Annotated in this window: 17 protein-coding genes and 2 pseudogenes; 7 read left to right on the forward strand and 12 right to left on the reverse strand. The window is 47.6% G+C overall.

What is annotated here, in order from left to right:
- Positions 1 to 10 precede the first annotated feature (10 nt).
- Positions 11 to 1360, reverse strand: a complete 1350-nt coding sequence (locus KKH3_RS03250; RefSeq protein WP_039355707.1) for an enolase C-terminal domain-like protein — start codon at positions 1358 to 1360, stop codon at positions 11 to 13.
- Complete coding sequence (locus KKH3_RS03255; protein WP_039355710.1) at positions 1353 to 2699, reverse strand: MFS transporter; 1347 nt, start codon at positions 2697 to 2699, stop codon at positions 1353 to 1355. The genes KKH3_RS03250 and KKH3_RS03255 overlap by 8 nt, the downstream gene beginning before the upstream one ends.
- Positions 2700 to 2981: 282 nt before the next feature.
- Between KKH3_RS03255 and KKH3_RS03260 the strand changes: the two genes are divergently transcribed.
- From KKH3_RS03260 to KKH3_RS03270, 3 genes are all read left to right on the forward strand, one after another.
- Complete coding sequence (locus tag KKH3_RS03260) at positions 2982 to 3731, forward strand: AAA family ATPase (protein WP_039355712.1); 750 nt, start codon at positions 2982 to 2984, stop codon at positions 3729 to 3731.
- A gap of 94 nt (positions 3732 to 3825) precedes the next feature.
- Entirely contained in the window at positions 3826 to 4317 is a 492-nt protein-coding gene (locus tag KKH3_RS03265; RefSeq protein ID WP_039355714.1) for a DUF2569 domain-containing protein, read from the forward strand.
- Positions 4318 to 4380: 63 nt separating this feature from the next.
- A complete protein-coding gene (locus tag KKH3_RS03270) occupies positions 4381 to 5277 on the forward strand; it encodes a LysR family transcriptional regulator (protein ID WP_039355718.1) in 897 nt (298 codons plus the stop codon).
- 53 nt (positions 5278 to 5330) lie between these two features.
- On the opposite strand, the gene KKH3_RS03275 is transcribed toward KKH3_RS03270, so the two are convergent.
- From KKH3_RS03275 to KKH3_RS03305, 7 genes are all read right to left on the reverse strand, one after another.
- Positions 5331 to 6680, reverse strand: coding sequence for an MFS transporter (locus tag KKH3_RS03275; protein WP_039355721.1), 1350 nt, complete (start codon positions 6678 to 6680; stop codon positions 5331 to 5333).
- A gap of 122 nt (positions 6681 to 6802) precedes the next feature.
- Positions 6803 to 7459 (reverse strand): RraA family protein, encoded by a 657-nt coding sequence (locus KKH3_RS03280; protein ID WP_052201285.1) that lies wholly within the window; start codon positions 7457 to 7459, stop codon positions 6803 to 6805.
- A 571-nt stretch (positions 7460 to 8030) separates the two neighbouring features.
- A complete protein-coding gene (locus KKH3_RS03285) occupies positions 8031 to 8600 on the reverse strand; it encodes a fimbrial protein (RefSeq protein WP_039355723.1) in 570 nt (189 codons plus the stop codon).
- A 27-nt stretch (positions 8601 to 8627) separates the two neighbouring features.
- On the reverse strand, positions 8628 to 9662 hold the full coding sequence (locus KKH3_RS03290) for a hypothetical protein (protein ID WP_039355725.1): 1035 nt from the start codon (positions 9660 to 9662) through the stop codon (positions 8628 to 8630).
- Between the two features lie 17 nt (positions 9663 to 9679).
- Positions 9680 to 10429 (reverse strand): fimbrial biogenesis chaperone, encoded by a 750-nt coding sequence (locus tag KKH3_RS03295; protein ID WP_039355728.1) that lies wholly within the window; start codon positions 10427 to 10429, stop codon positions 9680 to 9682.
- Positions 10430 to 10466: 37 nt separating this feature from the next.
- Positions 10467 to 12950 carry a fimbria/pilus outer membrane usher protein gene (locus KKH3_RS03300; RefSeq protein WP_234991548.1) on the reverse strand — a complete coding sequence of 828 codons (2484 nt, stop codon included), beginning with the start codon at positions 12948 to 12950 and terminating at the stop codon, positions 10467 to 10469.
- 164 nt (positions 12951 to 13114) lie between these two features.
- The gene (locus KKH3_RS03305) at positions 13115 to 13663 is read right to left on the reverse strand and encodes a fimbrial protein (protein ID WP_039355734.1); all 549 of its coding nucleotides are present in this window, start codon (positions 13661 to 13663) and stop codon (positions 13115 to 13117) included.
- A gap of 683 nt (positions 13664 to 14346) precedes the next feature.
- Between KKH3_RS03305 and KKH3_RS03310 the strand changes: the two genes are divergently transcribed.
- Positions 14347 to 15120: a winged helix-turn-helix domain-containing protein gene (locus KKH3_RS03310; protein ID WP_039355736.1), complete on the forward strand. Its 774-nt coding sequence runs from the start codon at positions 14347 to 14349 to the stop codon at positions 15118 to 15120.
- Entirely contained in the window at positions 15107 to 15577 is a 471-nt protein-coding gene (locus tag KKH3_RS03315) for a hypothetical protein (RefSeq protein ID WP_039355740.1), read from the forward strand. The genes KKH3_RS03310 and KKH3_RS03315 overlap by 14 nt, the downstream gene beginning before the upstream one ends.
- Before the next feature lie 135 nt (positions 15578 to 15712).
- Here the strand turns inward: KKH3_RS03315 and cueP are convergent, their stop codons facing one another.
- On the reverse strand, positions 15713 to 16267 hold the full coding sequence (cueP, locus tag KKH3_RS03320; RefSeq protein WP_039355743.1) for a copper-binding periplasmic metallochaperone CueP: 555 nt from the start codon (positions 16265 to 16267) through the stop codon (positions 15713 to 15715).
- Between the two features lie 272 nt (positions 16268 to 16539).
- Positions 16540 to 16662 (reverse strand): annotated as a pseudogene (locus KKH3_RS21485) (TetR family transcriptional regulator); the annotation flags it as partial.
- Between KKH3_RS21485 and KKH3_RS22420 the strand changes: the two are divergent.
- A pseudogene (locus tag KKH3_RS22420) lies at positions 16661 to 16753 on the forward strand (flavodoxin family protein); the annotation flags it as partial. The pseudogenes KKH3_RS21485 and KKH3_RS22420 sit on opposite strands and share 2 nt — an antisense overlap.
- Positions 16754 to 17037: 284 nt before the next feature.
- Positions 17038 to 18075, forward strand: a complete 1038-nt coding sequence (locus tag KKH3_RS03325) for a methyltransferase (RefSeq protein WP_039355747.1) — start codon at positions 17038 to 17040, stop codon at positions 18073 to 18075.
- Positions 18076 to 18868: 793 nt separating this feature from the next.
- On the opposite strand, the gene KKH3_RS03330 is transcribed toward KKH3_RS03325, so the two are convergent.
- Positions 18869 to 20056, reverse strand: coding sequence for an MFS transporter (locus tag KKH3_RS03330; RefSeq protein WP_039362077.1), 1188 nt, complete (start codon positions 20054 to 20056; stop codon positions 18869 to 18871).
- Positions 20057 to 20140: the final 84 nt, after the last annotated feature.

Consider the following 20140-nt stretch of genomic DNA (forward strand, 5'->3'; position numbering starts at 1 on the left):
GGGAATTCTCTCAACGAACCAGCGATGGCCGTTTGGCGTTAAACGACCAGTTGGGGATTAAAAACTGCATACCGAGCGCGTCGTTACGGTTTTTATCTGGGAGTGACTGATAAAGCCGATGCGCCTCCTCGACTCGTTTCCTGTTCAGCGTAATTCCTAATCCCGGCCCTTCCGGCAAATGCAAATGACCTTTTTCAATCCGCGGGGCTTCATGGGTAAGTTGCTGCCCATCCTGCCATATCCAGTGGGTATCAAATGGCGTGATGCGTTCGCCCGGCGCGGCGGCACCCAGATGAGCAACCATGGCGAGCGAGATATCGAAATGGTTATTGGAATGGCAGCCCGTGGTTAACCCCCATTCGTAGCAGAGCTGCGCTACGGTATTGGCATAGCGCATGGTCCAAAAGTGCGGATCGGCCAGCGGAATATCGATGGCGTTCAACTGGAGTGCGTGATTAAGCTGGCGCCAGTCGTTAGCAATCATATTGGTTGCTACGGGAATGTTGGTGGCGCGTCGGAATTCGGCGAGGGTTTCCCGACCGGAATAGCCGTTCTCTGCGCCGCACGGATCTTCCAGATACGGTATTTTCCCCTGTAGCTCCCGCCCTAAGCGTATTGATTCATCCAGAGACCAGTTGGCGTTGGGATCCACAGTAACCCGCGAACCAGGGAAGTGACGCAGCAACGCTTTTACCGTCTCAACCTCTTTTTCGCCGTGATGTACGCCGCCCTTGAGTTTGAAATCGTTAAAACCGTAAAGATCGCTGGCGGCTTCCGCCAGACGGATCACGCCGTCGTCGTCCATGGCTGCCTGATGGCGCAGATAAAACCAGTCGTGTTTTCCGGTTTCGCCGGGCAGGTAATTCATGTCGGTTTTCGTGCGATCGGCAATGTAAAAGAGGTATCCCAGAATCGGAATCGAATCGCGCTGCTTGCCGCTGGCCAGCAGTTCTGCAACCTGAAGATTTAAGAACTGCCCGGTCAGATCCAGCAGCGCGGCTTCCGTCGCGGCTACCGCATTATAAAATTTCTCCGGGTTCATCTGCGGAATGTGGATCGCGGTGTTGTCGCTTTGTCCGCTACTCAGATTGCGCTTATCGCTTTTAAACAGCGTGCTCAGCGTGGTGTTCAGCTTGAGTAGCGATGTTCCCTCCACCTGCGGGATGAAATCGTTGAGTATCGCGAGCGTGCTGGAATGGCAGGGACATTCCCCTACGCCGGTATTGCCCGCACTGTCCGTCAGCGTCACCAGAATCCGAGTGAAGTAGCAGTTGTGTGCACCGCCAATATTCAAAAGCATGCTGTCATATCCGGCGACCGGAATGACCTCCATTTTTTTAATGATAGGGCTGTCAGACATTTCGATGCTCCATAGGTTTGAATGAACTGGGCGGCGTGGCGTGTGTGCTACGCAGCAATAAGAACAGACCGGTCACGACGGAAACTGCGGTCAGCGAATAGAGCCCGCCCGTTGTGCTGCCGGTTTTTGATTCCAGATAGCCAAAGACGGTAGGTGCGACGAAGCCCCCGAGATTGCCAATGGAATTGATCAGGGCGATCCCCGGTGCGACGATGGATGCAGGCAGGTTGCCCTGCGGCATGGGCCAGAAGAAGGTGGCGCTGACCTTTGAGCCAATGCAGGCAACGATCATGGCGAGGAAGCCGAACCACGGCGATCCGATCGTCGCCATAAACGTGCCGCAGGCGGCGATAAGCATAGCGACGCCCAGCGCTTTAGGTAAATGCTGGCGATGTTTGTCGCTAAATTTGCCGACAAGGTTGATGGCGATAATGGCGCACAGCCAAGGGATGGCGGTAAGCAGTCCGATACCGAAACTGCTGAACCCCTGAATACGTTGGATAATCTGTGGGAGCCAGAACACCAGCGTGTAACCCGTCATGGTCATGGTAAAGAAGATGGCGCAGTAGAACAGCGTTCTGCGATCCGTCAGTAAGCGAAGTTTTCCGGTATTTTCCTGCTGTGCGTCGCGCTCTATTTCTTCCTGCTTTAGCTGTTGCTCTAAAGCCTGCTTTTCTTCTGCACTGAGCCAGCGGGCTTTATCGGGGCTGGAGACCAGTACGAAAGCCGCCAGTATCCCGACGAGAATCGACCCTGCGCCTTCTAAAAACATCACCCATTTCCAGCCTGCGATGCCGAGGAAATCATGCATCATCAGGATGCCTCCCGTAATCGGGCCGGAGAAGAGAAATGCCCCTGCGCTGGCACTGAGGATCAGCGCCGTTGCCCGACCACGCCAGGCATTAGGCACCCAGAGCCGGAAGTAATACAGTACGCCGGGAAAGAAACCCGCTTCGGCTACGCCGAGTAAAAAGCGCAGGACATAAAACTGGATAGGATTGGTGACAAAGCCCGTCGCGACCACGACGGCTCCCCAGGTGATCATGATGCGAGTCAACCACACTCGCGCCCCGTATTTCTTCATCATCAGGTTACTGGGGACTTCAAACAGCGCATAGCCGATAAAGAAAAGCCCTGCGCCAAGACCAAATGCCGCCGCGCTGATGCCGGCATCGGTCTGAAGCTCTGCTTTTATAAATCCGATGTTTGACCTATCTATTTGATTAATAATCAACATAATGGCCAGCATTGGGATAATACGTTTGAAGAATTTGGCAATGGCTGAGGCGAGATGTGCCTCTCTGGTGTGGGCAGATGATACGGTTGTTGTCGTTGTCATTTTTTACACCTTGCGTAGGTAGGTTACGAAAGTGTTATAGGAAATGAGTGAAAGGAATAACCATGTGCAGATGCCCAGCATGCGTTGTGCTACTCCACAGTGGCGGCGAAAATGAAGGCGGCCAGCGCAATTAGGAAAAAGTGAGGAAATATCACGTCTGCGACGGCGATCACAGCCTGACGGGGGATGAATATCAGGCATTGACGCTTTTTATTCGTTTGCTAAGGTAATGGAAAAAACACACAACTCACTCATCATCATTACCCGTCAGGAAGACAGAAAATGATCTCAACGCAATACATCAGCCGAATCGCGCTGACACAGGAAAAGGTTGATTCATTCGAGGTGTATCCGTTTTCTATTCCGTCGATTCGCTCACTGGATAAGCTGGAACTGCACCCGAAAGTCACTTTTTTTATCGGCGAAAATGGTGCGGGAAAATCCACGCTGTTAGAAGCTATTGCCGTTTCGATGGGGTTCAACCCGGAAGGGGGAACCCGTAATTTCAACTTCGGCACCCGTACGTCGCATTCCAGACTGTCGAGTTTCTTGCGGGTGGCGAAAGGTATCAAGAAACCTAAAAACGGTTTTTTCTTACGTGCTGAAAGCTTTTTCAATGTCGCGACGGAAATTGAGCGGCTGGATAGCGAACCGGGTTTTGATCCACCCGTGATCGATTCCTATGGTGGGCATTCGCTGCATGAACAATCCCACGGTGAATCCTTCATGGCGCTGTTGCTCAATCGGTTTGGTAAAGAGGGCATTTATCTGCTCGACGAACCAGAAGCCGCGCTGTCGCCCAGCAGGCAATTGGCTGCGATCGCCCGTATGCACGATCTCATCCGTGAAGGATCGCAGTTTATTATCGCGACCCACTCTCCGATTCTGATGGCGTATCCGGATGCCACGATCTTTCAGTTCGGTGAAGACGGAATACAGCAGGTCGCGTATGAGGACACGGAACATTATCAGATCACGCGTGCTTTCCTGAACAACCCTGAGCGCATGCTGCGCGAGTTGATGGCGGAGTAGGGGTTAACATTGTTTCGGGAATAGGCGACAATTCGTGTGATATCAGACGGGAAACCGTCTTTTTCGTTGGAACAGAGTTACAGGGAGTTAAGAAATGAAGTGCCTACACTGCGATAACAATGCGCGTAAAGAGTCTGGCTTGTGTTCTGAGTGTGAAGCGCAAGAACAGCAGAAGATTAACGGTATTCTCTACCTTCCGGCGTTGGGAATTATCCTCTCTTTGATTATCGCACCGTTCTCACTGTATGAAATTATCAATGCGATGGTGATTCACTTTAAGAATACCGGATTTCTCGGCTATTACGCTTTAGCGCTGGTGTTTTTCCTGATTGCCATGTTCGCACTGGAAATATTCGCCGCAATCAGCTTCTTCCAACGCAAAAAACGCACGCGAAACGTCATGGTTGCCTACTACCTTTTTAGCGCACTGCTGGTGGGGTATATGACATTGCTACCTGCTTACTTGTTTAACGTTAAGCTCGACATTGGTGATATTCGTGCCATTGCTTCTTCGGTTTTCGGCATTGTCGTCTGGATCCCTTATTTCCTGTTATCGAAAAGGGTTCCGCTGGTATTTAGCCGCTAAAAGGAAACCACTATCCACGTTATGCTGATAACATACTAAACAATCGGTAGAGGATAGCGAACCATGAATATCAAACAATTGCGTTATTTCTGTAAAGTGGTTGAAGCGGGAGGGATAAGCCAGGCTGCGAAGGCTTTTTCTCTTGCTCCCGCGGCAATCAGCCTGCAAATCACGTCGCTGGAAAAGGAATTGAACGGTGAGTTATTTTACCGCACTTCTCGGCCGATTACGCTGACAAAGCTGGGGGAGTTTCTTTTTAATAAAGCGCATGAAGTGATATTCAGCTTTGACAAACTCGAAAGGGATGCATTGCAGTATGTTAGTACGGCATCCGTTAACCTCAATTTAGGGTTTGTCCGGTCGGTGATGTTCAATCTTATTCCTGAAACGATCAAACTTTTTTCAGAAAAGCATGGCCATATTAGTATCACCCTAAAGGAGGTGCTTTCTGAATATCAGTCCGATCTGCTATCAACGCAATCTATTGATATTGGCTTCACCCGTGAAATGGGTATCAGCGAGCCGACTGACGGACAGGAACTGTCGCGCGAACTGATCTTGATTGATCCACTCGTGGCGGCGATCCCGATTAACCATTATCTGAGCCGGAAGAATTTCATTACGCTGCGAGACTTTTGTAATTCACCCTTTATTATTTTTCCGAGCGATCCCAAAAGCAGTTATGCCATGCGAATTCAGGATAAATTTATCGAGTATGGCGTTCAGCCAGCGGTTGCTCATCGCACGGTTGAAATACATACGGCATTAGCATTGGTCGGGGCTGGATTAGGCGTCACGCTTGTTGGACGATCCACGATTCCTAATAACCGCCAGGATGTTCTTTTTCTGCCAATCGAAGATTTTAACTGCCTGAGTTATATCTACGCTGTTTATAACGCGAAGAATCCGAACCCCAATATTATGAATTTCATTGAAACGATGAAGACTATCTCGGGGTAAGTGCGGTTGGCTTTGGTTGAAAGACACATCCTTGTGCCTTAAAAGTAGGATGACTAGGCTGCTTTCTGACCTATTTGATCGTCAGAGAGCGGTTCAGAAATGGTGAAGAGAACAAGCAGGCATAAGAAAGAGCCTAACGCCATGAATCCGAAGACATGTCCCCAAGTGTAATGATCGAGCAAATATCCTGCGATTAAAGGACATACTGCACCACCTAGCTGACCCCCGGTATTAATTAACGCACCCGCAACCGGAAAGACATCCTTGGTCGTCAGTGACATGGGATAGACCATGTAGGCTGAGAAACCGAGATTAAAAAGAATCCCAGTCAGTAACAGCAATGGACCAAGGATCATCGCGTTGTCTGGTGCATTGATGAGAATCACCATCATGATCACCGTTGCAATCGCTGATAGCATCATCAACGGTTTACGGCGTTTATTGAGAATACGATCCGAGCACCAGCCGCCAATAATATTGCCAATGACTGCGCCGATCCATGGTGCGGAGGCCAGCATCCCCATTTTGATAATGGAAAAGCCTTTTTCATTCATTAAATAGGTGGGGATCCAGGCAAGAAGCACATTCACTATCCCCATCATGAAGAAATAGCCTAACGTGCTACCAAGAATATTCCAGGATCTGAAAATACCTTTGGAATTATCAATCAGTGTCACCTTTTTGGCACGAATCAACTTGTCCAGTAATGTAAAACGTCGAGCAGGGACGGCTTTCTTCTGTGCGGCTGTATTCACTGATGAAGTGGCTGTGTTATCTCGTTCTTCAATCAGCGCGATCTCATTTTCGGAGCAAAAGCGGCTTTCCTGTGGCGTATTGGGAACGAGTAAGTACCATATAACGCTAAGAAAAATGCCGGGAATCGCGAAGAAGTAGAAAACGTAATGCCAACTATAGTGATAAAGAATAAAGGCACAAACTGGCGGAACAAGCACCGGACCGAACTTTGCTGCGGACAGAAATATTGCGGTGACGATGCCTTTTTCACGAGAAGGAAACCACCGATTGATCGTTGATGTTATACCAATCGGCAATGGGCCTTCCGCAAGCCCCAAAATAAAACGGGAAACTTTGAGCCCGAGAATGGAAGTAGAGAACCCCACCAGGCCAGTAGCGAACGACGTCAGGATCATTGAAAGGGAAAATATTTTCCTCACGCCAAATTTTGAATACAAAAAGCCGCTGGGGATTTGTGCTATTGCGTAAGCGAGCAGAAATAAACTTGCTAGAGCGCCAGCTTCTGTATTCGACATATGAAAATCATTACGGATGAACGGTAAAACAACCCCGATGTTGGCTCTATCCGCTGCGGCAATGGTGTATACAAAGAAAATCAGTGTTGTAACAACCCAGCGAAACTTACTGTTGTTTTTTATAGTATTCATTTTTTACCTGCTGATTAAATAAGTAAGTGTTTATCTTTCATTTGGTTTTAATTTTTTATTTTTATAACGTACTTCTGTTTTTATGTTTTGTTTGAACTAAACATGATGCCATGTCGGGATATTTATTTCAGATTCAGATTCTTAAAAATGCTACTTAGCTCCATTAATTCAGCCGTTGATGAACCATGTGATATTTTTTCTTTGTAGACGTTCTCCTTTTCTTCACGTACTTCAGAGAGATGGATAACCTCTTCCAGACGCGCACTTTCTATGACGACGAGGCCGTCTGAATCGCCTACGATAATATCGCCGGGATGAATCATGCAGTCGCCAATCAGAAGGGGTTCATTCATTTTCCCCGGCTGTTTTTTTTCTGTACCGCGAATAGAGAGTCCTTTTGCAAAAACGGGAAAGTTTGATTCGATAATGGCATCGCTATCTCTCACTGCACCATTCACGACGAGCCCTGCCAGCCCAATACGTTGCGCCTGTGCCGTTAATACATCACCCCAAATACCTGCGCCAGTGAATCCATCACAGTTGATGACCAGCACGTCGCCTTTTTTAGCGTGAAGTAGTGCATAATGAATCATCAAATTATCCCCTGGCCTCATCTGTAATGTCATAGCAGGACCAACGAGTTTCATACCTCGCGCCAGTGGCGTGATAGAAGAATCAAGTGAACCTGTTGCGCCTTGTGCTTCATAAAGCGTTGCGGTGCCCAGACGTTTTAATTTCTCAGCCCACTCGATATTCAGTTTGTTTTTTTCATTTAACATTATTGTGCCTATTCTATTTTATTCGTGCGAGATTTGAAGTATGTAAATAATATTTTTACATATTTAGGTTAATTTGGTTGTTTTTAAATATATGAGTTGTTTTTTTAGCGTTATTTTTCTCGGTTGTGATCATACGATATATAGAAAATAGCGTTTTTATTCGCTATCCCGTTATTGATAGCGATGATAGTACTCGTGTGGAATTACTCAATATCGGGTTATTTAAAACAGTTTAAGAAAAACTTAACATGATGAGATGACTGGCTGGAAATAGAAGGATTTTTTTGAATAAAATCATTTAATACAATTGGTTAAACTATTTTTTAAACGATAAAATATAGTTTTGTGAGCAAACTAGCTGCTGATTCTGTGATTTCTGAATGATTTTTTATGTCCTGAGGCCTCAAGGCTGCATATTTCAAAAAACGCGAGGCATCACGCGTTCAGGCACGGCAGTTAGGATCTTGTATCTCCGGTTCTCGACAGGGGAGTATCGTGTTTAGTTGCGCGCAAATTCCTATGCCGCCGGTTTTTTTGATAACAGAGCGGCGCTGGTTTTTCCCTCAACCCGCTATAAATAGCTCAACGTAAAATTCGCCGTTGCCATGAAATCGCCGGATTGAATCAGATCGTCGCGTATCTTTTCGATGCGGGCGGAAAAGGGAATGGCGTTGTCTCCGCTTTGCAGCACAATGCTGTCCGTGCTGCTGTTGATGCCGACCAGTTTGTTCGCATGATAAATGCCAACCGCGATGCCTTTGGCACCGGAGGGGGTATCCAGCGCCAGCCGCTTAGGCAAGAGCGGTTCTTCTTTACCTGAAAAACGGATAGTGACGTTTTGGTAGGTGTCCAGATTGCAGTCCGTGAGGTTAATCGTGAAGTCATGCCAGTCACCGTAGCGATTGGCTTTTAAATAACGGTCAGAGACTTCACTCATGTCCACCACAATCGCTTTGCTCTCCGTACTCACATTACAGGCGGCGTTGACGACTAAAACGTGAAACGTCACTTCATGGTCATCCATAGATGATACCTGCTGGGCGATGGACACCCCTGACGGCAGCGCCAGGATGCCCAGCGTGAAGGCTAGTAAGGTGCCGCGCGACCTGACTTTTGCTACCGTATTGCTGTGTTTTATCATTGTTGCGATCTCGCGTAGGAAGACGGATTAATGATAATTAAACCGTAGGATAATATTTTTTTCGGTATCGCCTATCACGGCGGGGCCAGCGGCATAAAGCCGTGCCATATAGCGCCGTTCAACCATGCCGCTTGATGCCGTCAGGCCATCAACCAGACCGATGAACTGGTTAAACACCACGTTATTGCCGCTGCGCGTATCTTCTATTTTCAGCGTGGCACCGTTCCCCATGTTCATTCCGTCTATCCCGACGAGTGAATTTCCCCGTGAAGAGGCATCAAAGTTGATGTCCAGATCGAATCCCTTGCCGCAGTCTTCTCCGCCGTCGGTCGATACGTTGATGTGGAATTCTGTTTGCGCCAGTGCGTTGGCCTCTGTACCTGACCACGCTCTGACCGTACCAAAATCGACATAGCTGTCGGGCGAAACGTTGATTTTCGCAGCGCACTGCATAATGTCGATGCCGTGTAGCCCTGACAGGCTCAGGCCGTAATTACTGTCCGGCTTATTGTTGATGCCGAGCTCGCCGTCAATTTGGAAGACGCGCAGCGAGTCTACGCCTGCCGTGGTATCGCTGATATTTCCCGTTTTTTCGAGATAGAGCTGCACCGTGACATTCAGCATGGTTGGGTTGGCGGGCGGCGTTGAACCGCTGGGGCCCGGTGCGATCCACTGTCCTGTGGATACGCGAGATGCGGTGCTGCCGCCATTGGTAATCACACCGAGGTCCTGTCCGTTATAGATGATGCCAATGCCAACCCCCTGGCTGATGACCTTGCCTTCTGGGTTGGGATAGAAGTAGGACATCTCACCCTGTGGACGCACGGATTTATACGCCCAGCAGGCCAGGCTGCGAGTATAGGGTTTTGACGTCCAGAGGCGGCTGCCGATAGGCAAGGTCGCAGGGATCTTTAGCGTACCGATATCCTCATAATCATTTACCGGGCCAGTCACTGTACCCAGTCGGCATTCCAGTGCACTGGCGTTAAACGCCGTTAAGCCGAAAAAGAGCGAAGCGCAGAGAGCAACATGGCGATGTTGACGAGCAGCTAACCAAGACATGGCGGATTCCCTGTAGCTTATTTACGGATGACGGGCTGGCACTGGTTTTGTGCGCAGGTAAAAGGCAGCTCCAGATGGCCGCCGTAGTCGTTGACGTAGTACAGATAGAAGCGATTAACCGTGCCGTCATTCACCTCAATCGACAGGGTTGAACGTGGTGCGACCATAAAGGCGTTGCCCTTCAGCAGGCTGCTGGGGTTGGCGTGCGTCGCTTTAGACTGTTTCAGGATGCCGCTGACCGTGATGTAGTACGGCGTGGGGTTTTCGACCTGAAAGGTGTTTCCTGTTTTTCTGACGATCAATTTTTCCTGCCAGATTTCGTCTTTGGCGGGTTTTACGCCACGGGGGCGGAAGAACACCTTAATTTCAGACTGAATGGCTATCTGTAATACGTTGGGCTTGTCCGTCTTGGGCGGAATTTCGCGGACGTTAAGGTAAAACAACGATTCGCGGTCGGTTGGCAATTGGCTGATTTGCTCGGTTTTGACCAGACGAATCAGGCTATATCCTTTTGCTTCGATGCGCTGTAGCGGCGGCAGCACCATCAGCGGCGTGGTGATTTTATTGTGCCGCTCGTCTGTCAGCCATGACTGCGCCAGAAACGGATTCTCTGCATTTTGGTTCATCAGCATGACGGTCGCGGATTGCTCCTCATCGTTGAAAATAACGCGAGTGCGATCGAGGCTGAGGGCGCTATAGGCCGAGGGTATCAATAACAGGCAGCCAATGAGGAACCCTGCTGCTCGTTGATAAACGGTGTGTTTCATAACCTACTCTCCAGATTTTGCTATTTCTTTGCGCCGCTTATTTACAGGGAAGCAGCAGTGCATCAAGGTGATTTAAGGTCGAGGGCAGGGTGATGACACACTGAGTTCTCCCCTCCCAGATCACGGACAGCGTTTCGTCAGGCGACACGCCCGTGATGTAGGCCTGCCCGCCGTTGGTGATCATGGCGATATCGCGGCCTTTCTTGTTTTTGATCTGAGCGGCGAACGGGGGATTTTTGCCATCGGCTAGCGCAACGTGCGCCATGACTTTTGCCCCGCTCACCACGTCGAATTTGCGGTAGCCAATTGCGCCTTCGGTCAGCGTGCCCTGAACGACCGTCGTCATGGCTTCAATGCCTGACGGTAATTTCTGTAGATCAATGCGGGTCGACACATCGTAATAGCTGCTGGTGCCGGCAATCACAGCCAGACCATAGCGGTTGGTCTCGACCTGGCTACCTGTGAACGGCACGCCCGCTTGCTCCGTGTCGACCATGATACGGGTGCCGCCCTGATTGCCTTTCGGGTGTGCCGCGACGCCGTGGCGAGTTGCGGTAATCCCGCCGCGCAGTGAGCCGTTCAGGTAGGTGTAGCGATCCTGCTGCCAGGCGACGCCCACGGTGGCATCTGTCATCGGAGCCAGATGGGTATAGTTACCGCTCAGGTAAGTATTCTCTTTGCTGTCGTGTCGGGTGCTCAGGTTCCAGGTACGGCGTGGATCGGCGTTATTGGAATAGGTCAGTGCCTGATTACTGCCGTCGTTGTAGCGCCCCACGCTGTAGCTCAGACGATCCTTCTCTCCGAGTGGAATAGAAAAGCTCAGGTACAGGCTGTCATCAGTTCGGCGGTTGAATTCGGTACGATAGACCGATAAATTCGCGGCAATGCCTTTAAATGTACCGATATCGAGGTACTTGTTGAGTGAAATCCCGTAGCGATCCTGCTGCGCTTCATTCCAGTAGGTTTGGCGCGTATAGGTGACGTAGGTCGATAGCCCACTCAGTACGGAGGATGATTCCTGCGTCGCGAAATTTTTTGAGAGCGTAATGGTGTAGCGCTCTTTTTCGTTGCGGTAGCGGTTATCGAGATTCAGCGCATAGAGATACTGCGCCATGCTCATGTAGGTCTTTTCTGAAAAGCGATAGCCTGCAAAGCTGATCTGGCTATCAATCGAGTTGAAGTATTTAGACCAGTTGAGCGAAAAAGCATGCCCCATTTGCGACGAGTACGGTGCCGGGAGCGTGGCGCGTGACTGCGTGACGTCAGCGGACAGCGCGCCCAGCAGGTAGAGATTTTTCCCAATGCCTGCCGACCAGGATTGATAGCCGTCGGACAAAATAGTCCCGCCGTATATCGACCACGCGTTGGATAATCCCCATGAGGCTTCGGCAGCAGAAAAGGCCGGGCCTTGCAGACGATGGTTGGTATTCGAAGGCTTACCGGCGGCGAGTTTGTACTGTACGTGTCCTGGCCGTGTCAGGTAAGGCAGGTTGGCCGACTCGGTTTGGAACGTGGTTACCGTGCCGTCTTCTTCCGTCACGCGGACATCCAGCGTCCCGCTGACGCCGTTTTTCATATCCTGAATCGCAAAAGGGCCGGCAGGCACGGTGGTTTCATAGATCAGTCTGCCATTTTGTGTGACGGTTACCGTCGCGTTTGATTTGGCGACGCCGCGAATTTCAGGCGCGTAGCCACGTAGCGAAGGGGGAAGCATGTTCTCGTTATTGGCTAATGACACGCCGGTAAAGCGATAGCTATCGAACAGATTGCTGCTGAAATACATTTCCCCCAGCTTGAGGTCGGCAGAAAGCGTTGGCAGTGGACGATAGGCGTAAAACTGATCCCACGAGAAACGATCGCGATTCGAGTTGCGCGATTTTTGCAGGAAATAGCGGTAATCGGCACGGTAGCGCCAGGCTCCCTGATTAAATCCTGCTGTGCCGTAACTGCTGAGATAGTGTGATGAGCCTTTGCCGTTGGTATCACGACGTACGTTCCCGACGAGGTTGTAGTCCAGCAGCGCACCGTTGATGCCATGATCCCATTGCTCGGGCGGAATCCAGTTTTGATCGCTATAGGCTAACCACGCCTGAGGGATCGTGATATTCAGCGTTCCCATACCGATCTGGTTAGAGACTTTCACCCCGGCAATCGGGCTCAGATCAACACAGCTTTCGTTATGCCAGAGTTCGATTTTGTCGCGTGCTTCTTTTTTCAGCGCCAGCTTATCGACGAGCGCTGGGGGGAGGCAGGCCGTTGGTCGGGAATGAGTATCGTCTTCCGGCAAATACTGAATAATCTGCTGCTGTATTTCACGCGAATTTACCTTTATGGATAAAAGATAAGCGCCGGGCGTGACGTATTCGGGATCGGAAAAATGGCTAAGATCAATTGCACTACGATCGTCGACATCCAGTACGTTAACGTTAAATTCCGTTGCACTGAGCGATGGTGTATTCAAAGAAAAAATAAAAATACCGCAGAAAAATAACGCAGATTTTATTTTTTCTTTGAACGTCATGTTCTTCATTGCCATAGGAATAGATGCTTTAACAGATGCAGCGTTGTGGTATCCATTCACGTCTGTCGACGTATGGAATAAATAAGGCCGTAGGGGAGGAGACCTCCCCATTTGATTGCCTATCCCCTGTTGTTTGCGCAACAGATTGTTAACTCAACAGAATGTTATTGATAGGACACAACAAAATTAGCCGTACTGGAGAAGGAACCCGTCGTGATTACAGGAGATTCGCCTTCCTGTGGCGTTGGCAGTTTTTCAACATAGGAGGTGAAGGAGAAAATATTATCCCCGTTTGCTAACGGCGTAGCGGGAACGGCTGGCGTGGTTCCGTCGAATTTAATTTTTTCGCCGACACGTTCGACGGCAATACCGGCACCGGCTGCACTACCGTTTAATGCCAGCAGTTCATTATTGGTACCAGATGCCACTCCGCCGGAGAAAACAACTTTGGCGCTGGTTGCGGTATCCAGGCTGCAATCTTTTAAGGTGATATCAAACGGCTTAATTTCTGAAGTGCCGCCATTTTCCAACACCGTTTTACTGATTTCGCCAAACTCGATTGTTTGATGCAAATCGTCCTGAGAGACGGAGCAGGGCGTATCGATGATTTTTCCTTTAAATGTCACCGATCCATTGTGTGAATCTGCGGCGTGTGCGCCGACAGAAAATATTACTGAGATAAGGGATGCCAGGGTGATCGTTGATAACTTCATATTATGCTCTCTCTATTGATTACTTGATTTAAAAGATGAACGCCATACACGAGCGATTTTCACATTCACGTATAACGGATTGTTCCTTCTCTTTCTTAATGACGCTATTGGGTGACTGATGGGGGCTTTCACATAGCAATATATTTATCAGTCGCCAGACCAGATTGCTCTGGAACGTGGTAAATAGTAGGGAGAGGGTATTACTCAGTCAAATATATTGATTTAAATACTTTTATTTAGTTTAAGTGTTTTAAATTTACATTTATTTAGGTTTTTGTTCTGTTGTTTGTTTTTTTGTTTCTGAGGTGAATTGAGGGGTAAAAATATAAATTTAGATATAAATCATTTTAATTCAATATGTTATTCCCCATTTTATTGATTTTTGTGGCGGAGGCGTAAAGCATTCGCTATTTTATAAAAATAATGAAATGTCCTTTTATTTGGATAGGACTTAAACGAATGTTAAATAACCTTTGACAATAAATAGGTAAGTTTTTATCCTTGCCTGATATAGTGAATTTTGAGCTATATAATTGATTTCGCTTTTATAGATAACGTATCGATTTTTTTGGTAGAGTGCTATTTTCAGACTATTCCGTAGATGTTTTCATAAAAAATAACGTATCTATCAGGCTATTTATAAAAAACGATAACGCCTCTTAATCTTGATGGAAAAAGGACGTATGGTTTATTTGATTAATGATTTAATCATTTTTAATGAGGGAGATGGAACGCTAGCATGGATAGAACGTGAAAACGAAGCAACCTCTTTGAGTTTCCCTGTTTCTCGATTGTTCTGCCTGCTAATCGAGAATCAGGGAGTCACGTTAAGCCGCGATTTTTTGTTAAAGGAGGCATTGGAAAAGCACGCACTTTGCCCTTCTCTTAATAATCTCAACAACTACCTTTCTCTCTTAAGGAAAGTATTGCGCGAATTTGATCTCTCAGATTCTATTGTGACTATTCCTAAATTGGGTATTATTTGTAACGTTAAAAGCGTAACTAACTATCCGGCAATAGGTGAGGAGGAAAAAGAGAAAGAAAGGTTAAATCAGGAGGTTGAAGATAAAACTGAAGAAGAGGTCGACGAAGGGGGAAAGTCATTTTCTATAGAGCATCACGCCATTCCTGAACCCGTAAAAAAGCAGCAATACCTCATGTTCCTTCTCATCTGGGCCACGATAGTCGGGGTTTTTCTACTCGCGTTAGAGAACATCAATCGTTTTCCGTATCGGCCTCTTATCGATGTGAAGATGAGCGGGAAATGCGATTTGTTTTATTTATATGACAGTGTTGGTTATCCTCTCCCTCTCGACTATGAGAATCTCTGTTCAGATAACACATTGTTCTTCCTGTCTAAAAAAATCGTTATATCTGAAATGCTGGATAAGAAAAGTGAAATCGTTATTTCCTGCAGGAAAGATGGGAAGGGATGTATAACTTATGTTAATAATTAAGGTCAGAAAGAAAATTTTTTGCACCACGGTGGTGCTTTTTATTTCCTTTTCCCTGGGGATTATTTTTTATTTAAAAAGCAATTTATACCGAAAACCATTGATATGTCAGGGGGAGGTCACTTTTCATTCAGAAGAGCAACGTATCAGAACGGAATATGACGTCTATTTTTATCTAAATCATAAAAATAGAGCGCTGGTTTTAGTCAACGGTTTTTACCTCGGAGAGGACGGCGTGCCGCTGACAATTCGGCGTACATTCAGTTTTGACTCCGTTTGGGAGGGGAATCGTCTTATGGTGCACAATATCCTAATAAACAAGAATATCAATGACAAAGCCCCCAATGATGCGATTCCCATATTAGCTGAAAATGATGTCATCCAGTTCGAAATGCTGACGAAACATGCCTATTTGATTAGCACCGTCCAGTCGAAGATGGCGTGTAATATCCGCGATTAAAGCAATGATGGAAGGGGCGTAGCCACATATTAAAAGACTATCGAAAACAGTGTCAGATACGGCTCTCGATAGCTTTTATTACAAGCACATGACTTCCCCAGCATCCGGCGATATCGTTATTCCTGCTTTTCTTGATTACGTCCGTTCTTTCAATGGCAATGTCGTCATGCAGGTCTGGCTGTCGTCATAGGTCGCAAACGGTGAGCTTGCAACGCGTCCCTGATAGCTGACATTAATGGTTCCTTCAATATTGCGCGGTAACCATACGCCGACAAAACCGTTTTGGTGGCTGTTTAGGGTTTTCTGCACAATAACATTACCGGCTTTATCCGTAATTTTTACGTCAAACGCGGTATTGGCGAGCTCACCCTGACAGCCAGATAAACTGTGGTTAAAGCAGGGATGGGTTTGCTGAAGATAAGGGGCGAATGAGAGGTAAAATTTATTCCCCAGCGGATAGCTATATTGCTGCTGCCCATCGGATAATTTCAGTTCTTTGCTGGTAATCGACGCGCTGTAGGGCAACGGTCTTGCCTGCGGCGATTGATCGATGGTATCGACGATCTGCTCGACGCTTTTTCCCGCCAGACCTTGCTTAGCCAGAAACGCGTTGGCGTCAGTCGCCGCGGCGAAACCTGAGCCGCTCACCGTCAGTGCGAGCAGTGCTACTATCATCTTTATCTTCATCATCATTTCCCCTCAAGAGAGCCATTATTTGGAATCACAGGGTATGACGTTACACCTTCCCCCTACGGGAAGGTCAAAAGGTGGGGTGTATAGAAAGGTAAATTAATGTATTTACTTGTTTTTTATTGATTTTGATCAATTTTAAACCACGCTAAATGGCACTGCCATATCAAGGTACGACAGTTTCGCAGGGAGACGCGCTTACACCATTTCTGTTCTATCTGCCTTTTGTCATTCTCATCTACACCCGTCATTCTTCAAGTTGCATGTGCGTTGGCTAATAGCCCTGAACGGTTAGTAAAGCGATCGTAAACCACCGGTTTTGTTACACCGGCCTGTTCCGCCAAATGCCCGAGCGTCAGCGCTTCCGTACCTTCCCCTCTAATAATCTGCCAGGCGGCTTTTCAGCGCTCTGGTGCAACACCGCCTGACATCGTTGCTGGGCAATCCCGTATTGATAACGCAGATGCACTGGTGCTGGGAACGCCAGAGGCGTATATCGATGCCGCACGCTATATTGGTGACCGCGTTTTCCAGTAATCATTATTTTAAGCCACAGATAAAAATTATATTTTTAAAATAATAGCGTCTTTAAATCATTCCGCTTTAATACCTTGTTTCTTCTGGCCGTATGGTAGATGTCTGATTACCGTTCGGCCAAACGGATGATATGTTTTTAGCCTCATTTCAGCATACTTTACTTATTGTCATAAATGACGAACTAGAGCGTAAATTCCATCCTCACTATGAAATCAGAGAATAAAGGGAGAAATATGAATTCCGCGGAGCATATTAAAAGTATTTCAGAAATCATGATGATGCCTTTGGCCGCAAAAGCATTATGCGTCGCCGCGGAAATAGGAGTGGCAGATAAAATAGGGAGGCAGGGGGCAACCATCGCTGAATTGGCAAAGGAATGCCAGGCGAATGAAAAAAACCTTTTTGATATTATCAAAGTGCTTGAGGTATTTGGTTTTTTTGAAGTTAAAAATGAAAATATTATTAAAAATAATGCACGATCAGCGCTGCTGATGTCGGATAACATCAGCTCAATGAAGCATTTCTGTATGTTGTTTGGCAATGAATACTATCAGGGATTTGATGGGCTATTGCATACCAGTCGTACAGGGGAATCGGGATTTAAGCAGGTCTTTGGGCTGACATTATATGAGCATCTGGCGCACTCTGCATCTCGAGCGGAAATTTACGATCTTGCCATGCGGGATTTATCTCGTCCGGTGGGATATGTACTGGCAAAAGAATATGCGTCTCTTTTTAAAACGATCGGTAGCGTTGTTGATATCGGTGGGGGGAGCGGCGTTATTCTGACCGAGCTTATCAAGCAGTATCATCATCTAACCGGCTGTCTTTTCGACATGACCGGTGTCTGTAACCGAAGCGAAAAGGATATCGTACAGTACTATCCTGAATTGAAAGAAAGAATGGTTTTCACTCCCGGCAGTTTCTTTGAAGCGATTCCTTATGGTTATGATGTCTATCTGCTTAAAAACATATTACATAACTGGAACGACGATTTCTGCCTGAAAATATTAAAAGCAATCGCGCAATCAATGGGGAATTCGACGCTATTAATCATCGAACCTCTGCTAGAGCATGAAGAAACCTCACCAAGACTATTAATGAATGCGCTTTTTCAATCCGTTATCTGCCAGGATGGTACGCGATACCGAACGTTGAAAGATTTGGAAGAGATTCTGACGTTAAGTGGATTAAACATCGTTGGCTCACAGAAAATAGCCACTGGTCATACGGTCGTTGAAATTAAATTAAACGTGGTGCCACAGCGTTGAATATTGAACATGCTCTATTTTTCTGCGTTTTCCTCATGGCCTTCTGATAACTACTGTTATTAAATCCATGTTATTAAAAACAGTATTGACACTGTTTTTAAAATCCGTAGATTGGTTGCTAACGGCAGTGAAATTTAAGTCTGCTGTGATGTTAAAGACATCAAATATGTTTTTAATATCTATTTTGCGATACAGGTCACGAAGTATTTTTGTATGGGACATCGATGTTGAGAGAAATTCATATTCTCACCCGATGATGCTTTAAGGCCACGTAGTCAGTATCGACAATCGCAAAAATGGGGCGAAAGCGCGATGATGTAAGGCCATGATTTTGTTTTATTGTTTGCGATTAGGTATTGATTGAGTTATTCGTAAGATATCGCAACGTGAGTAAGGCCACGCATCAAAGAGTCTATATCGCGATGGGGGATGTACTTGTTAACCAGCCATGATTCTGAATGGCGATAAGGTTGGCAGAGTGTTTAAATCAGTAAGTATAGGGGAGGTTTAGCTAATTTTAGTACCCAATATTATCTGTTATAAACGTGTACATTTGAAGCTGTACCAATGGTAGTAAATGTTATTAAGTCAATGAATGTTAAATCTTAAATCTGTAGTACCTTAAAAGCCCTGGCTAACATAGTCAGGGCTTTTATCATTTTGAAACGTTGTTGCATCAGGCCGTTATTTCAGGTGTTTCTGCAACTCCGTGCCTGCCTGCTTCGATGCATTGGCTCGTCAATACAGGCCGCTGCTGAAGGCGTTTGGCTTCATTTATCCGTAGTTTATCGTGCTATTGTGTGCGAACGCGTACGCCGGCAAAAACAATCACCATTGCCGATACCAGCAATAATCCGCTGCCTGCAAACACACCGCTGGCTCCGTTGAGGTCAAATATTACTCCGCCACCCGCAGCGCCTGCCCCGATGGCAAACTGGATCGATGCCACCAGTAAACCCCCTGCGCTTTCGGCTTCATCCGGTACGGTGGTCGCAAGCCAGGTTGACCAGCCGACAGGAACCAGACCAAACGCAAATCCCCACATCGCGACCAGCAGGCCGTCCAGTATTGCCAGATGTCCAAAGGCCACCATAGTGAGCGCCAGAACGCCCATCACAAAAGGCACCAGTGCTAGCGTCAGGCGTAAGTTTCGCGCCAGTAGGTAACCAGCAATCGAAGTACCGACAAAATTAGCGAGGCCAAAGCCGAGTAAAATCAGGGAAATGGTTTCGACGCTTGCCTGTCCGACGGTTTCCAGAAACGGGCGCAGATAGGTAAAGAAGGCGAAATGTCCGCTAAAGATCAGTACGGTTGCCAACAATCCGCCGATCATGCCCGGACGACGCAGTACGCGAAGCAATGTTCCCAGGCTACCGTTACTTTCTGGCTTCATTGATGGCAACACCCAGAGCTGCCACAACAGCGCCAAAATGCTCGGCAGAATGCAGAGGATAAAGACGTTGCGCCAGCCAATCAAACTCCCCAGATAGCTGCCAAGCGGCGCGGCAACGACAGTGGCAATAGAGACGCTGGAGAAGATCACTGCCAGCGCTTTAGGCACTTTATCTTTAGGCACAAGGCGCATTGCTGTAGCGGTGGACATGGCCCAGAACCCACCAATGGCAACCCCCAGCAGTAAACGCCCGAATAGCAGCACATGCAGATTGGGAGCAAACGCCACCAGCAGGCTGGAGATGATTTGCAGCACCGAGAAAAACATCAACACCCAACGGCGATCGATGCTTTTGGTTGCCGGTGTGATGAGCAATCCGGTCACCAGCGCGATCAGCGCCGTCGCGGTCACCGCCTGGCCTGCCATTCCCTCCGTGACACCCAAACTGGCTGCCATCGGCGTTAATAAACTGGCTGGTAAAAACTCAGCCGTAATCAGGCCAAAAACCCCCAGTCCCAGTGAATAGACGGCTCGCCAGGCGGGTTTTGTGGGCGCGATGGCCTCACTCGCCGCGATACATGAATTCATCTGTTGCTCTCCCGTTAGAAAAATGTGACGACTGTCACGAAGCATAGAGTGTTCCTCATGGACGATCTATGACATATAATCTTC

This window comes from Pectobacterium actinidiae, assembly GCF_000803315.1.
Taxonomy (GTDB): domain Bacteria; phylum Pseudomonadota; class Gammaproteobacteria; order Enterobacterales; family Enterobacteriaceae; genus Pectobacterium; species Pectobacterium actinidiae.

Bases quoted from the DNA above. Each gene is read 5' to 3' on its own strand.
- KKH3_RS03250 (WP_039355707.1), bottom strand. From the start codon at position 1,360: ATGTCTGACAGCCCTATCATTAAAAAAATGGAGGTCATTCCGGTCGCC.
- KKH3_RS03255 (WP_039355710.1), bottom strand. From the start codon at position 2,699: ATGACAACGACAACAACCGTATCATCTGCCCACACCAGAGAGGCACAT.
- KKH3_RS03260 (WP_039355712.1), top strand. From the start codon at position 2,982: ATGATCTCAACGCAATACATCAGCCGAATCGCGCTGACACAGGAAAAG.
- KKH3_RS03265 (WP_039355714.1), top strand. From the start codon at position 3,826: ATGAAGTGCCTACACTGCGATAACAATGCGCGTAAAGAGTCTGGCTTG.
- KKH3_RS03270 (WP_039355718.1), top strand. From the start codon at position 4,381: ATGAATATCAAACAATTGCGTTATTTCTGTAAAGTGGTTGAAGCGGGA.
- KKH3_RS03275 (WP_039355721.1), bottom strand. From the start codon at position 6,680: ATGAATACTATAAAAAACAACAGTAAGTTTCGCTGGGTTGTTACAACA.
- KKH3_RS03280 (WP_052201285.1), bottom strand. From the start codon at position 7,459: ATGTTAAATGAAAAAAACAAACTGAATATCGAGTGGGCTGAGAAATTA.
- KKH3_RS03285 (WP_039355723.1), bottom strand. From the start codon at position 8,600: ATGATAAAACACAGCAATACGGTAGCAAAAGTCAGGTCGCGCGGCACC.
- KKH3_RS03290 (WP_039355725.1), bottom strand. From the start codon at position 9,662: ATGTCTTGGTTAGCTGCTCGTCAACATCGCCATGTTGCTCTCTGCGCT.
- KKH3_RS03295 (WP_039355728.1), bottom strand. From the start codon at position 10,429: ATGAAACACACCGTTTATCAACGAGCAGCAGGGTTCCTCATTGGCTGC.
- KKH3_RS03300 (WP_234991548.1), bottom strand. From the start codon at position 12,950: ATGACGTTCAAAGAAAAAATAAAATCTGCGTTATTTTTCTGCGGTATT.
- KKH3_RS03305 (WP_039355734.1), bottom strand. From the start codon at position 13,663: ATGAAGTTATCAACGATCACCCTGGCATCCCTTATCTCAGTAATATTT.
- KKH3_RS03310 (WP_039355736.1), top strand. From the start codon at position 14,347: ATGGTTTATTTGATTAATGATTTAATCATTTTTAATGAGGGAGATGGA.
- KKH3_RS03315 (WP_039355740.1), top strand. From the start codon at position 15,107: ATGTTAATAATTAAGGTCAGAAAGAAAATTTTTTGCACCACGGTGGTG.
- cueP (WP_039355743.1), bottom strand. From the start codon at position 16,267: ATGATGAAGATAAAGATGATAGTAGCACTGCTCGCACTGACGGTGAGC.
- KKH3_RS03325 (WP_039355747.1), top strand. From the start codon at position 17,038: ATGAATTCCGCGGAGCATATTAAAAGTATTTCAGAAATCATGATGATG.
- KKH3_RS03330 (WP_039362077.1), bottom strand. From the start codon at position 20,056: ATGAATTCATGTATCGCGGCGAGTGAGGCCATCGCGCCCACAAAACCC.